The organism is Streptomyces murinus (assembly GCF_002154555.1).
Taxonomy (GTDB): domain Bacteria; phylum Actinomycetota; class Actinomycetes; order Streptomycetales; family Streptomycetaceae; genus Streptomyces; species Streptomyces murinus.
Genome location: NZ_MUNF01000187.1, coordinates 1 through 13,198, shown reverse-complemented (window position 1 = coordinate 13,198; position 13,198 = coordinate 1). Strand labels below are relative to the sequence as shown.

General features: G+C 71.4%; 16 protein-coding genes. 15 read left to right on the top strand and 1 reads right to left on the bottom strand.

Annotated features, from left to right (window positions below; genetic code table 11):
- Nucleotides 1-1,222: ATP-dependent metallopeptidase FtsH/Yme1/Tma family protein (locus CCN72_RS13565; protein ID WP_086807746.1), on the top strand; the 1,222-nt coding region annotated here is incomplete at its 5' end.
- A gap of 7 nt (nt 1,223-1,229) precedes the next feature.
- Here the strand turns inward: CCN72_RS13565 and CCN72_RS13560 are convergent.
- Nucleotides 1,230-2,069 (bottom strand): LLM class oxidoreductase, encoded by an 840-nt coding sequence (locus CCN72_RS13560; protein ID WP_208637999.1) that lies wholly within the window; start codon nt 2,067-2,069, stop codon nt 1,230-1,232.
- A gap of 525 nt (nt 2,070-2,594) precedes the next feature.
- Here CCN72_RS13560 and CCN72_RS13555 point away from each other — a divergent pair.
- The 14 genes from CCN72_RS13555 (at nt 2,595) to CCN72_RS13490 (ending at nt 12,794) form a co-directional block, all read left to right on the top strand.
- Nucleotides 2,595-3,191 carry a hypothetical protein gene (locus CCN72_RS13555; RefSeq protein WP_037654570.1) on the top strand — a complete coding sequence of 199 codons (597 nt, stop codon included), beginning with the start codon at nt 2,595-2,597 and terminating at the stop codon, nt 3,189-3,191.
- Nucleotides 3,192-3,458: 267 nt separating this feature from the next.
- Complete coding sequence (rpsP, locus tag CCN72_RS13550; RefSeq protein WP_037654569.1) at nt 3,459-3,878, top strand: 30S ribosomal protein S16; 420 nt, start codon at nt 3,459-3,461, stop codon at nt 3,876-3,878.
- A gap of 5 nt (nt 3,879-3,883) precedes the next feature.
- Nucleotides 3,884-4,123 carry an RNA-binding protein gene (locus CCN72_RS13545; protein ID WP_037654567.1) on the top strand — a complete coding sequence of 80 codons (240 nt, stop codon included), beginning with the start codon at nt 3,884-3,886 and terminating at the stop codon, nt 4,121-4,123.
- A gap of 132 nt (nt 4,124-4,255) precedes the next feature.
- Entirely contained in the window at nt 4,256-4,867 is a 612-nt protein-coding gene (gene rimM / locus CCN72_RS13540; protein WP_086807745.1) for a ribosome maturation factor RimM, read from the top strand.
- Entirely contained in the window at nt 4,867-5,700 is an 834-nt protein-coding gene (trmD, locus tag CCN72_RS13535; protein WP_086807744.1) for a tRNA (guanosine(37)-N1)-methyltransferase TrmD, read from the top strand. The genes rimM and trmD overlap by 1 nt, the downstream gene beginning before the upstream one ends.
- A 135-nt stretch (nt 5,701-5,835) precedes the next feature.
- Nucleotides 5,836-6,186, top strand: a complete 351-nt coding sequence (gene rplS / locus CCN72_RS13530; RefSeq protein WP_037654561.1) for a 50S ribosomal protein L19 — start codon at nt 5,836-5,838, stop codon at nt 6,184-6,186.
- 45 nt (nt 6,187-6,231) lie between these two features.
- Nucleotides 6,232-6,930, top strand: a complete 699-nt coding sequence (gene lepB, locus CCN72_RS13525; protein ID WP_086807743.1) for a signal peptidase I — start codon at nt 6,232-6,234, stop codon at nt 6,928-6,930.
- The gene (gene lepB, locus CCN72_RS13520) at nt 6,923-8,014 is read left to right on the top strand and encodes a signal peptidase I (protein ID WP_086807742.1); all 1,092 of its coding nucleotides are present in this window, start codon (nt 6,923-6,925) and stop codon (nt 8,012-8,014) included. Before lepB (CCN72_RS13525) ends, lepB (CCN72_RS13520) begins: the two co-directional genes overlap by 8 nt.
- On the top strand, nt 7,902-8,912 hold the full coding sequence (gene lepB, locus CCN72_RS13515; RefSeq protein WP_086807741.1) for a signal peptidase I: 1,011 nt from the start codon (nt 7,902-7,904) through the stop codon (nt 8,910-8,912). The genes lepB (CCN72_RS13520) and lepB (CCN72_RS13515) overlap by 113 nt, the downstream gene beginning before the upstream one ends.
- Before the next feature lie 111 nt (nt 8,913-9,023).
- On the top strand, nt 9,024-9,806 hold the full coding sequence (gene lepB / locus CCN72_RS13510; RefSeq protein ID WP_086807740.1) for a signal peptidase I: 783 nt from the start codon (nt 9,024-9,026) through the stop codon (nt 9,804-9,806).
- Nucleotides 9,796-10,314, top strand: coding sequence for an NUDIX hydrolase (locus CCN72_RS13505; RefSeq protein ID WP_086807739.1), 519 nt, complete (start codon nt 9,796-9,798; stop codon nt 10,312-10,314). The genes lepB (CCN72_RS13510) and CCN72_RS13505 overlap by 11 nt, the downstream gene beginning before the upstream one ends.
- A gap of 56 nt (nt 10,315-10,370) precedes the next feature.
- The gene (locus tag CCN72_RS13500; protein ID WP_003965949.1) at nt 10,371-10,679 is read left to right on the top strand and encodes a DUF2469 domain-containing protein; all 309 of its coding nucleotides are present in this window, start codon (nt 10,371-10,373) and stop codon (nt 10,677-10,679) included.
- Between the two features lie 126 nt (nt 10,680-10,805).
- Nucleotides 10,806-11,168: a YraN family protein gene (locus tag CCN72_RS13495; protein ID WP_167408676.1), complete on the top strand. Its 363-nt coding sequence runs from the start codon at nt 10,806-10,808 to the stop codon at nt 11,166-11,168.
- Nucleotides 11,169-12,794: a YifB family Mg chelatase-like AAA ATPase gene (locus CCN72_RS13490; protein WP_086807737.1), complete on the top strand. Its 1,626-nt coding sequence runs from the start codon at nt 11,169-11,171 to the stop codon at nt 12,792-12,794. It begins immediately after the preceding gene.
- The last annotated feature ends 404 nt before the right edge of the window (nt 12,795-13,198 follow it).

Here is a 13,198-nt window from a genome sequence, read left to right as displayed (position 1 = left end):
CCCGCCCGGCACCGGCAAGACGCTGCTCGCGCGAGCGGTCGCGGGCGAGGCGGGGGTGCCGTTCTTCTCGGCCTCGGCGTCGGAGTTCATCGAGATGATCGTCGGCGTCGGCGCCTCCCGGGTGCGCGAGCTGTTCGCGGAGGCCCGCAAGGTGGCCCCGTCGATCATCTTCATCGACGAGATCGACACCATCGGCCGGGCGCGCAGCGGCAGTACGGCCATGAGCGGGCACGACGAGCGCGAGCAGACGCTCAACCAGATCCTCACCGAGATGGACGGCTTCTCGGGTTCGGAGGGTGTGATCGTCATCGCGGCGACCAACCGCGCCGACATCCTGGACCCGGCGCTGACCCGCCCCGGCCGCTTCGACCGGGTGGTGACGGTCGCCCCGCCGGACCGTGCGGGCCGTGAGGCGATCCTGCGGATCCACACCCGGGACGTGCCGCTGGAGCCGGATGTGGACCTGGCCCGGATGGCGCGCGCGACCCCCGGTATGACGGGCGCCGACCTGGCCAACCTCGCCAACGAGGCCGCGCTGCTCGCGGTCAAGCGCAAGCAGGAGCGGGTGACCGGCGCGGATCTCTCCGAGGCGCTGGAGAAGGTCCAGCTGGGCGCCGAGCGGACCCTGGTGATGCCGGAGGAGGACCGGCGGCGTACGGCGTACCACGAGAGCGGCCATGCGCTGCTGGGCATGCTCCAGCCGGGCGCGGACCCGGTCCGCAAGATCACCATCGTGCCGCGCGGCCGGGCGCTCGGGGTGACGATGTCCACGCCCGAGGTGGAGCGGTACGCCCATTCGGAGGAGTATCTGCGCGGTCGGATCATCGGTGCGCTGGGTGGCATGGCCGCGGAGGAGGTCGTCTACGGCGTCGTCACCACGGGCGCCGAGAGCGACCTCGAACAGGTGACGAACATCGCCCGTGCGATGGTGGCCCGCTGGGGCATGAGCGAGCGGGTCGGCCGGCTGTCCGCGCTGCCGAGCGATGCCCAGCAGGCGTACGGGCTGGCCGCCGCGCCCGGGACGCTCGATGTGATCGACACCGAGATGCGGCGGATCGTGGACGAGTGCTATGACGAGGCGCGGCACAAACTCCGGGACCACCGGGGTCAGTTGGACGCGCTGGCGCTGGCGCTGCTCGAGCACGAGACGCTGGAGGAGGCGGACGCCTACCGGATCGCCGAGATCACACGGCTGGCCAAGGACCCCGAGGAGCCGCGCTGAGCGTGTCTCACGGGACGCGGGCGATCAGATAGCGGAAGACATTGGGCATCCAGACGGTGCCGTCGGCGCGGCGGTACGGATGCAGGGCCTCCGTCAGCTCCTTGTCGACCTGCTCGGCGTCGGTCGCCGCGATCGCCGCGTCGAAGAGCCCGGTGGACAGCAGTCCGCGCACCGCGCTGTCCGGGTCGGCGTAGCCGAACGGGCAGGAGACCCGCCCGGAGCCGTCCGGGCGCAGCCCCGCCCGCTGGGCGGCCTCCTCCAGATCGTCCCGCCGGGCCGGGCGCCATCCGCCGTTGCTGCGCAAAGGATCAGCCAGTTTCGCCGCGACGCGCAGCACGCTGGAGGTGGCGCAACGTTCCTGCGGACCCCAGCCGGCGAGCACCACGGCGGTGCCGGGCACGGCGCGCGGGAGCGCCTCGGTGAGCAGGGCGGCGAGCGCCCGGGGGTCGCCCGAGGGGCCCCGGATCGGATCGAGCGCGGTGATCAGGTCGTACGACTCGAAGGCCCCGGCGCTTGCCGGTGAGCCGTGCAGGAGTTCCGCGCGCGGGGCGCCGCCGTTCGGTGGCAGCAGCCGTTCGCGGGCGAGGGCCAGAAGGCCGGGGGAGGGGTCGGCGCCGGTGACGGCGGCGCCGCGGGCGGCCGCGAGGAGGAGGGCGAGGCCGGCTCCGCAGCGCAGGCCGAGCAGGCGGGTGCCCGGGCCCACGTCGAGCCGTTCGTACACGGCCTCATGGAGCGGGACGAGCATGCGTTCCTGGATCTCGGCCCAGTCCCGCGCACGTGCCGCCGCGTCCTCGTGAGCCGTGGGGGCCACGTGCGGCGGATGCCGCCGTACGAGCGAGGCTGTCATGGATAAGCGCTCCCATCCGCCGACGGTTCGCCGCTGTGTCCGGTCGTGTGTGGCCCCCGTGCCGCCCCCGCGGACGTTCCACGTATGCCAGGTAACTCCCGCCTCGCGGCCCCGTCCAGGGGTCGAGGGGGCCCGCTTGGACGGAGTGCGCCGGTGTGGCGAGAATTCACATCCCGGCAATCAGGCTGCCCTTACGGTGATCACGCCGGAGGACGGGCCGGTGCCGGGGGGTGCGGTCGCGCACGGTAACGTCGCGACCGTCACGGGCGCTGACCGAGGTGGGACTCGGCATCCAGAGCGGCCGAATCGCCCCTTGCGCATCCACGGGCCATCGTCGTGACAGGGCGTACCGGGCGGATCGTAGTGCCGTCTACGCACCGGCTTGTTACGAGCTGTGAGGCTTCCTCCGCACATCGGCGCACGCGCCCTCGTCAGGACGCATCAGTGCCAACTGACGGGTACGTGCAAATTATTTGGGATGCCCCGGAATAGGAACACAGCGTGCCCTCCGCTCGTTGTCATTACGTGAGCACGACACAGACACCACCTGTTCTCGCCGCAGAGCTGGCACAGGCGTGGGCCGACATTCAGCGGTACCACCCCGATCTGCCCGATCTTGCCGCGCCAGAGTCCTTGATCGGAGAGTCGTCGTCCGCGTGCGGACACGAGCTCTCCTTCGAACGGCTGCTCCATGAGGCAGTCCACGGCATCGCCGCCGCGCGCGGGGTCCGCGACACCTCCCGCGCCGGTCGCTACCACAACCGACGGTTCCTCTCGATCGCCGAGGAATTGGGCCTGGACCACCCCGAGGAACCGCATCCCAGCAGCGGCTTCTCCCTGGTCACGCTCAACCCCGAGGCGAAGCGGCGCTACCGGCCGACCATCGAGCGTCTCCAGCGCGCCCTCAAGGCGCACTCGGCGGCCACGACGGAGGACACCTCCCGCACCTTCCGGGGGCCCGCCGCCCGCCACGGCTCCTCCGGCGGCGGCGTCCGCGTCAAGGCCGTCTGCGACTGCGGTCGCAACGTCCGCGTGGTCCCCTCCGTCCTCGCCCAGGCGCCCATCGTCTGCGGCGGCTGCGGCAAACCCTTCCGCATCCCGGAGATGTCGGGCGCCGCCTGACCCTCGCCCCGGCATCTCGTGGGTGCCGGACCTCACACCACGACCACACCCCGCGCCCGTCGGCACCCCAGGCCGGCGGGCGCGGCCGGGTATCCGCCCCCGGCCGAGAGCGGTCCGCCGGGTATGGCAGAATGGATGGCTGTACTCGACAGCCGCATAGGACCCCTCTCTCCTCCGGCTGACGCGTCCGTCGGGCACACGGGTACCGCAACCCCACGCGGCAACGCGCCGTGCCCCACCACGTCAAAACCAGGAGAATCCACTCCCGTGGCAGTCAAGATCAAGCTGAAGCGTCTGGGCAAGATCCGTTCGCCTCACTACCGCATCGTCGTCGCCGACTCCCGTACCCGCCGTGACGGCCGGGCCATCGAGGAGATCGGCAAGTACCACCCGACCTACAACCCGTCGGTCATCGAGGTGGACGCCGACCGCGTGGCGTACTGGCTCGGCGTCGGCGCCCAGCCGACCGAGCCCGTTCTCGCCATCCTGAAGAAGACCGGCGACTGGCAGAAGTTCAAGGGCGAGCCGGCCCCCGCGCCGCTGCTCGTCGCTGCGCCGAAGCCGGCCCGTCCGTCGTTCGAGGCCCTCGGTGGCGACGACGACGCCAAGGGTGAGGCCATCACCCAGAAGAAGAAGGCTGAGAAGAAGGACGAGGCCGCGGCTGAGTCCGAGTCGACCGAGGCCTGAGCAGCATGCTCGAAGAGGCGCTTGAGCACCTCGTGAAGGGCATCGTCGACAACCCTGACGATGTGCAGGTCGCCTCGCGCGATCTGCGCCGCGGGCGCGTGCTGGAGGTCCGGGTGCATCCCGAGGACCTCGGCAAGGTGATCGGCCGCAATGGTCGTACCGCGCGCGCTCTGCGTACCGTCGTGGGCGCCATCGGCGGTCGCGGTGTCCGCGTCGACCTGGTCGACGTGGACAACGTCCGCTGACGCTTCATCGCAACCGGCTCGGGCCGGGGAGGGCCACTCGGCCGTCCCCGGCCCGTAGTCGTATCAGCCCGCAGTCGTACGAGCAGTCGTATCAGCAGGACACGCGCAGCAGATGACAGGAGAATTGGACAGGTGCAGCTGGTAGTCGCACGGATCGGCCGTGCCCATGGCATCAAGGGCGAGGTCACCGTCGAGGTACGTACCGACGAGCCGGAGCTGAGGCTGGCCCCCGGCGCCGTACTCGCCACGGATCCCGCCGCCACGGGGCCGCTGACCATCGAGACGGGCCGCGTCCACAGCGGCCGTCTGCTCCTGCGCTTCGCGGGCGTCACCGATCGGACCGGCGCCGAGGCCCTGCGCAACACCCTCCTGATCGCCGATGTGGACCCGGAGGAGATGCCGGAGGGCGAGGACGAGTACTACGACCATCAGCTGATGGACCTGGACGTGGTCACCGAGGACGGTGTGGAGGTCGGCCGGATCACCGAGATCTCGCACCTGCCCTCGCAGGACCTGTTCATCGTGGAGCGCCCGGACGGCACCGAGGTCATGATCCCCTTCGTGGAGGAGATCGTCGCCGAGATCGACCTGGAGGAGCAGCGGGCCGTCATCACGCCCCCGCCCGGCCTGATCGACGACCGCGCCGAGATCGCCTCCAGCCGCGAGGCGGGGGAAGCGGAGCCGGCGGAAGACGAGCCGAAGCAGGACGAGTCGAAGGAAGCCGAGCCGGGGGAAGACGCGTAATGCGCCTGGACGTCGTCACCATCTTCCCCGAATACCTGGACCCCCTGAACGTCTCGCTCGTCGGCAAGGCCCGGCACCGCGGACAGCTCGCCGTCCACGTCCATGACCTGCGTGAATGGACGTACGACCGGCACAACACGGTCGACGACACGCCGTACGGCGGCGGCCCCGGCATGGTCATGAAGACCGAGCCCTGGGGCGACGCCCTGGACACCGTCCTGGCCGACGGCTACGAGAGCGGCGCCCACGCCCCCGCGCTGATCGTCCCCACCCCCAGCGGCCGGCCCTTCACCCAGGAACTCGCGGTGGAGCTCTCCGAGCGGCCCTGGCTGATCTTCACCCCCGCCCGCTACGAGGGCATCGACCGGCGGGTCTTCGACGAGTACGCCACCCGGATGCCCGTCTACGAGGTCTCCATCGGCGATTACGTCCTGGCGGGCGGCGAGGCCGCCGTCCTGGTCGTCACGGAAGCCGTCGCCCGGCTGCTGCCCGGGGTCCTCGGCAACGCCGAGTCCCACCGCGACGACTCCTTCGCGCCCGGCGCCATGGCAAACCTCCTGGAAGGCCCCGTCTACACCAAGCCGCCCGCCTGGCGCGGCCGGGAGATCCCTGACGTGCTGCTCAGCGGCCACCACGGCAGGATCGCCCGCTGGCGCCGCGACGAGGCCCTGCGCCGCACGACCCGCAACCGGCCCGATCTGATCGAGCACTGCGACCCGAAGGCCTTCGACAAGAAGGACCGCGAGATGCTGTCCATCCTGGGCTGGGAACCGGACCCGGACGGTCACTCGTACGGCCGATTTTGGCGCCGGGCCCCCGGCATGGAAGAATAGGCCGCTGCTGTGCGCTCGTCCGGTGTGCGCCCCTGCCACAGGGGGACAAGACGCCCGACCCGACCCGCGCGGCAGCTCCCTGTACATCTTCACTCCCGTTGATGACCTGTGGCATCAGCGAAGAAAGCAGACGAAATGTCTCACCTGCTCGACACCGTCGACGCCGCGTCGCTGCGCAGCGACCTCCCGTCCTTCCGCCCGGGTGACACCGTCAACGTCCACGTGCGCGTCATCGAGGGCAACCGCTCCCGTGTGCAGCAGTTCAAGGGCGTTGTGATCCGTCGCCAGGGCTCCGGTGTCCGCGAGACCTTCACGGTCCGCAAGGTCTCGTTCTCCGTCGGCGTCGAGCGCACCTTCCCGGTGCACACCCCGATCGTCGAGAAGATCGAGCTGGTCACCCGTGGTGACGTGCGCCGCGCCAAGCTGTACTACCTCCGTGAGCTGCGCGGCAAGGCCGCGAAGATCAAGGAGAAGCGCGAGAGCTGAGCGCCTCCCCGGAGTCATAGCGGGGCCGGATAACATCTCGCCCCGATGGACACCGAAGCACAGCCGACGAAGCGCGACCGCACCTCCCGCCCGGATTCCCCGGGTCCGGAGGAGCGGTCGCGTTTCGCGTTGCTGACGCGGCTCACCGAATGGCTGCCGGGCGGCCGCGTCACCCTCACCCTCTTCGCCTGCCTGGTGTTCCTGCTCCTGCTGAGCACCTTCGTGGTGCAGCCCTTCCAGATCCCGAGCGGATCCATGGAGGAGGGCCTGCGGATCGGCGACCGCGTCCTCGTGAACAAGCTGACCTACCGCTTCGGCGCCGGGCCCGCCCGCGGAGACGTGATTGTGTTCGACGGAAGCGGGTATTTCGGGGACGGCGACTACATCAAACGGGTCGTCGGGGTGGGCGGGGACCATGTGGTCTGCTGCGACAAACGGGGGAGGATCGAGGTGAACGGCCGCGCGGTCGACGAGTCGTCGTTCCTCTACCCCGGGGACAGCGCCTCCAGCGTCCCGTTCGACGTGGTGGTGCCGCCGGGCACCCTCTTCGTCCTCGGGGACCACCGCAGCGACTCCAGCGACTCCCGCGACCACCTCGGCTCGCCGGGCGGCGGCATGGTCCCGGTCGGGCGCGTCATCGGCCGGGCCGACTGGATCGTCTGGCCGTACCCCCACTGGACCCATCTGACCCGGCCGCCTGCCTACGCGCGCGTGCCCGCCACGACGGGCGGCGCCCATGGGTAACCGCGGCAGGCCGCGCGCGGGCTCCGGCCCGGCCGGTCCCGAGTCGTCCGGCGCCGCCTCCCGGCGCAGCTCCGCGCCCGGTGGCGGCCGTACCCGCGCGGAACGGCGGAAACTCCAGCGCAAGGTCAAGCGCAAGCGCAGACGTTCAGCCGTTCGGGAGATCCCCCTTCTGGTGGGTGTCGCCGTGCTGATCGCGCTGGTCCTGAAGACCTTCCTCGTCCAGGCGTTCGTGATCCCGTCCGGCTCCATGGAGCAGACGATCCGCATCGGCGACCGCGTCCTGGTCGACAAGCTGACGCCCTGGTTCGGCGCCGAGCCGAAGCGCGGCGATGTCGTCGTCTTCCATGACCCGGGCGGCTGGCTGGCGGGCGAACAGGCCGCCCAGAAGCCCGACCCGGTCGTGGTCAAGCAGCTCAAGCAGGGCCTCAGCTTCATCGGGCTGCTGCCGTCCGACAACGAGAAGGACCTGATCAAGCGGGTCATCGGGGTCGGCGGTGATCACGTCAAGTGCTGCGACGCGCAGGGGCGGATCACCGTCAACGGCGTGCCGCTGTCCGAGAAGGACTACCTCTATCCGGGCAACGACCCGTCCGACATGCGCTTCGACATCACCGTCCCCAAGGGCCGGCTGTGGGTGATGGGCGATCACCGGGCCGACTCCGCGGACTCCCGCTACCACCGGGACTCCCCGTACGGCGGAACGGTGTCGGTGAAATCGGTGGTCGGGCGGGCCATGTGGATCGGCTGGCCCATCGGCCACTGGACGCGCCTGGAGGAACCTAAAACCTTTGCAAGCGTTGCCCGTGCCGGGACGCGGACGGCTGCGGCTCCGCCCCCGTCGCATAGGGTTGACCATGAGAATCCGAACGGAATGACCCGGCTCCCGACCCCTGCGGAACTCCCGCTCGTTATGGGAGTGGTGGGCCTGCGCCGTCTGTGGCGCGGGCGGCGGCACGGAGTGAGGAGTTGGCGTGGGGGATGTGGCGGTTGGCGCACGGTCGGGACACGACGGCGAGGAGCACCGCGGGAACCCCGCGGAGGCGGACGACTCAGGTTCGGACGGCGCCATGACCACCGGGAATGACGCGACGGGCGACGACGGCGCCCCGCGCGAGGGACAGGGCTTCAGCAGCGGCGGCACCGGCGATGCCGCGCCGCCGCCCAGGAAGCCGCGCTCCTTCTGGAAGGAGCTGCCGATCCTGATCGTGATCGCGCTGGTCCTCGCGCTGCTGATCAAGACCTTCCTGGTCCAGGCGTTCTCGATCCCCTCCGCCTCGATGGAGAACACCCTCCGGATCGGCGACCGCGTCCTGGTCGACAAGCTGACCCCGTGGTTCGGCTCCGAGCCCGAGCGCGGCGAGGTCGTCGTCTTCCACGACCCGGACGACTGGCTGGCGGGCGAGCCCGCGCCGAACCCGAACGCGGTGCAGAAGGTCCTCAGCTGGATCGGGCTGATGCCCTCCGCCAATGAGAAGGACCTGATCAAGCGTGTGATCGGGGTCGGCGGCGACACCGTCGAGTGCAAGGGCACGGGCCCCCTGCTGGTCAACGGCAAGGTGCTGAACGAATCGTCGTACGTCTACCCCGGCAACACCCCGTGCAGCCAGGACGACCAGGGCGGCCAGTTCAAGGTGAAGGTCCCCAAGGGCTTCCTCTGGGTGATGGGCGACCACCGGCAGAACTCCCGGGACTCGCGCTACAACCAGACCGACAAGAACCACGGCTTCGTGCCCGTCGACAAGGTCGTCGGCCGCGCCATCGTCAAGGCCTGGCCCATCAGCCACTGGGGCACCCTGCCCGTCCCGGACACCTTCGACCAGCCCGGCCTGGGCGACCAGCAGTCCTCCTCCGCCGCCCCCCTGACGGTCGCCCCCGAGGGCGTCGCCGTCGCGGCCGTGGCCCCCGTCGTGGTGTGGCGGCGCCGGCGCACGGACCGGCTGCGCTCGGACGTCGTGCGGAAGTCGGTCAGCGGACAGCGCTGAGCCCCCTGCTCCCGCTTTCCCGGGCCGCGTGTGAAGCTCCGGGAAAGCTGTGCCCCAGGTCGTGAAAGAGGGGCTGACCTCGCTCGGTACCGACAGGTAGGGTGCGGGTCCATGGGTGGTGAGAGTACGACGCGTACGGCCCCGCGCAGCGGTGGCACCGGGACGGCGGCGAGCGGCGGCCGGCTCGGGCAGCGGCTGTCCGGGGTGGCCGTGGCCCTGGGCCTGGTGCTGTTCCTCGGCGGCTTCGGCTGGGCGGCGCTGAGCTATCGGCCCTACACCGTGCCCACCAGCTCCATGACCCCCACCATCGACGCCGGCAACCGCGTGCTCGCCCAGCGCGTGGACGGCGACGAGGTGCGCCGCGGCGATGTGGTCGTCTTCCGCGACAACAGCTGGGTCACCGGCTCCGATGTCGTCAAGCGCGTGGTCGCGGTCGGCGGCGACACCGTCTCCTGCTGCACGGACGGCAAGCTGACCGTCAACGGCAAGCAGATCGAGGAACCGTATCTGCCCAAGGGCACCCTGGCCGAGAACCAGAACTTCGCCACCGTGACCGTCCCCAAGGGCCGGCTCTTCCTGCTCGGCGACGAACGCCAGGGCTCCCTGGACTCCACCGCCCACCTCACCGACGCCGCCAAGGGCACCGTCGCCCGCACCGCGGTGATCGCCCGGGTGGACGCCGTCGTCTTCCCGTGGAAGGGCGGGCTGAAGCGCCCCACCGGCTTCGAGGCGCTGGGCGCCCTCTCGCAGCCGGGACCGCTGGCCACCATCGAGCTGCTGATCGTCGTCGGCGCCGTCCTGGTCCTCGGCGGTGGCGCCTACGGCCCGATCGCCAAGCGGGCCGGCCGCTCCCGGGCCCGTGCCGCCCGCGCGGAGGCGGCCGGTGTCCGCTGAGCCCGAGTGCGAACAGCCGTACGAGGGTGGCCTGCGCAAGGTGGCCCGGGTGGTGCTGCTCGACCCCCAGGACCGCATCCTCCTGCTGCACGGACATGAGCCCGACGACCCCGCCGACGACTGGTGGTTCACCCCCGGCGGCGGCGTGGAGGGCGCCGAGACCCGCGCGGAGGCCGCGCTGCGGGAACTCGCCGAGGAGACCGGCATCACCGAGGTCGACCTCGGCCCGGTGCTGTGGCGGCGCCGCTGCTCCTTCCCGTTCGCGGGCCGCCGCTGGGACCAGGACGAGTGGTACTACCTGGCCCGTACGACCAGGACCGCGGTGGCGGCGACGGGCCTCACGGAGCTGGAACGGCGCAGTGTCGCCGGAGCGCGCTGGTGGACGTGTCGGGAACTGACCCGGGCACATGAGACGGTGTATCCGACCAGACTCGCCGAGCTGCTGCGCACCCTGCTCGACGAGGGTCCCCCGGCCGGCCCCGTGACCCTCGACACGGAAATCGTCTGAGGGCCGGTGGAACTGGCGCACAATGGGTGGATCGCACGGCTGAAGGGGAACATGCCATGAGCGCCGAGGACCTCGAGAAGTACGAGACCGAGATGGAGCTGAAGCTCTACCGGGAGTACCGAGACGTCGTCGGTCTGTTCAAATACGTGATCGAGACGGAACGGCGCTTCTACCTCACCAACGACTACGAGATGCAGGTGCACTCCGTCCAGGGCGAGGTGTTCTTCGAGGTGTCGATGGCCGATGCCTGGGTCTGGGACATGTACCGGCCCGCTCGTTTCGTCAAGCAGGTCCGGGTGCTCACGTTCAAGGACGTGAACATCGAGGAGCTGAACAAGAGCGATCTGGAACTGCCGGGCGGCTGATGACCTGCGGGTTCCGCCCGCTTGCCCCATTCGGGTGACAGGGTTTTCCACAACCGCCCGGTAGCCCACCAAGATCCACTTTTCCGGGCGGGACGCGTGACGGTTGGCGCCGGAGGTGGTGCCGACATGAACGCACGAGAAGCGATCGGCAGGTACGGAGAGGACCTGGCCGCCCGGCGGCTGGCCGAGGGCGGGATGACGATCCTGGCGCGCAACTGGCGCGCCGGGCGCGGTGGCGAGATCGACATCGTGGCCAGGGACGGCGAGGTCCTGGTCGTCTGCGAGGTCAAGACCCGCGCGGGCGGCCGCTACGAACATCCCATGGCCGCGGTGACCCCCGAGAAGGCCGCCCGGCTGCGCTACCTCGCCGAACGCTGGATCCACGCGCACGGCGGCGCCCCACCGGGCGGTGTCCGCATCGACCTGGTCGGCGTCCTCGTCCCCGGCCGCGGCGCACCCCAGGTCGAGCACGCCCGGGGGGTGGCCTGAATGGCATTCGCCCGCACCTGCTCCGTCGCCCTCGTCGGCGTCGAGGGCGTGGTCGTCGAGGTCCAGGCCGACCTCGAACCCGGCGTCGCCGCCTTCACCCTGGTCGGCCTCCCGGACAAGAGCCTGACGGAGAGCAGGGACAGGGTGCGTGCGGCGGTGGTGAATTCCGGCGCCGAATGGCCCCAGAAGAAGCTCACGGTCGGCCTCAGCCCCGCCTCGGTGCCGAAGGCGGGCTCCGGGTTCGACCTCGCCGTGGCCTGCGCGGTGCTCGGGGCCGCCGAACGCATCGACCCCCGGGTCCTCGCCGACATCGTCATGATCGGCGAGCTGGGCCTGGACGGCCGGGTGCGCCCGGTGCGCGGCATCCTGCCCGCCGTGCTGGCCGCCGCCGACGCCGGCTACGAGCAGGTGGTCGTGCCGGAGTGCGCCGCCGCGGAGGCCGCACTGGTCCCCGGCGTCTCGGTGCTCGGCGTCCGCAGCCTGCGCCAGCTCATCGCGGTGCTGGCCGAGGAACCCGTGCCCGAGGAGGAGCCCGACGAGCTGGGCCGCCCCGACCCGCTGCTGGCCGGGCTGCGGGTGCCGGGCACCGGCGCCGCCACCGGCATGCACAGCCTCGGCGCCGCCCAGCACGACTCCGAGCACGACCTCGCGGACGTCGTCGGCCAGACCTCGGCCCGTACGGCCGTGGAGGTGGCCGCCGCCGGCGGACACCATCTGTTCCTCGAAGGGCCGCCGGGCGCGGGCAAGACGATGCTGGCCGAACGCCTGCCCGCCGTACTGCCGACGCTCACCAGGGAGGAGTCCCTGGAGGTCACGGCGGTGCACTCGGTGGCCGGGCTGCTGCCACCGGGCAAACCGCTCATCGACATCGCCCCCTACTGCGCCCCGCACCACTCGGCGACGATGCAGTCCCTCGTGGGCGGCGGCCCCGGCATCGCGCGACCGGGGGCGGTGTCCCTCGCCCATCGCGGAGTGCTGTTCCTGGACGAGGCGCCCGAGTTCCACAGTCAGACCCTGGACGCCCTGCGGCAGCCACTGGAGTCCGGGCATGTCGTGATCGCGCGCAGCGCGGGAGTGGTCCGCTTTCCGGCGCGCTTCCTGATGGTGCTGGCGGCCAACCCCTGCCCCTGCGGCCGCTTCTCCCAGCGCGACGCCCTGTGCGAGTGCCCGCCCTCGGTGATCCGCCGCTACCAGGCCCGGCTCTCCGGGCCCCTGCTGGACCGGGTGGACCTGCGTGTCGAGGTCGATCCGGTCACCCGGGCCCAGCTCACCGCACCGGGCGCCCGAGGGGAGTCCACGGCGACCGTCGCGGACCGGGTCCGGGCGGCCAGGGAGCGTACGGCAGCCCGTCTCACCGGAACACCCTGGCGTACCAACAGCGAGGTGCCCGGCAGGGAGCTGCGCAGCCGGTTCCAGGCCGTCAGCGGCGCGATGGACGAGGCCGAGCGCAATCTGGAGCGGGGCGTGCTCACCGCCCGCGGCATCGACCGGGTGCTGCGCGTCGCCTGGACGGTCGCCGACCTCGTCGGACACGACCGCCCGGACGCGACCGACGTCGCCCTCGCCCTCCAACTCCGCACCGGCGTCCCACGCGGGGTCCCGATGGCCATCGGCGCGCTGACATGAGCGGCGGCGCCGAAGCGGGATCACCGGTCCAGGGACCGTCCTACGAGGGGTCATCGGTTCCCGGACCGGCCGAGGAAGGGCTGCCGGTCCCTGGGCCAACCCCGGCGGAGTGGCCCGGAGCGGGCTGCCCTGGCCCTATCCCCGGCCCTGGCCTTGATCGGAACCCTCGCCCTGGAAGTGACCGGACCGAGGCCGGCCCTGGTGCGACCGAGGCACGCGGCTCCGGGAAGGTGCGCGGCTCCGGAGCGGGCCGTAGCGAGACCGCTTTCCCGGGCCACGGGCCGGCCAGGGTCGGTCGGCCGGGTCCTGATCCCAGGGTGCGTCCGGACCACGATCCCGTTGTGGCCGTGGGTCCGGGCCCTGACCCCGTTGTGGCCGAGCGTCCGGACCCACGGCCACAACGG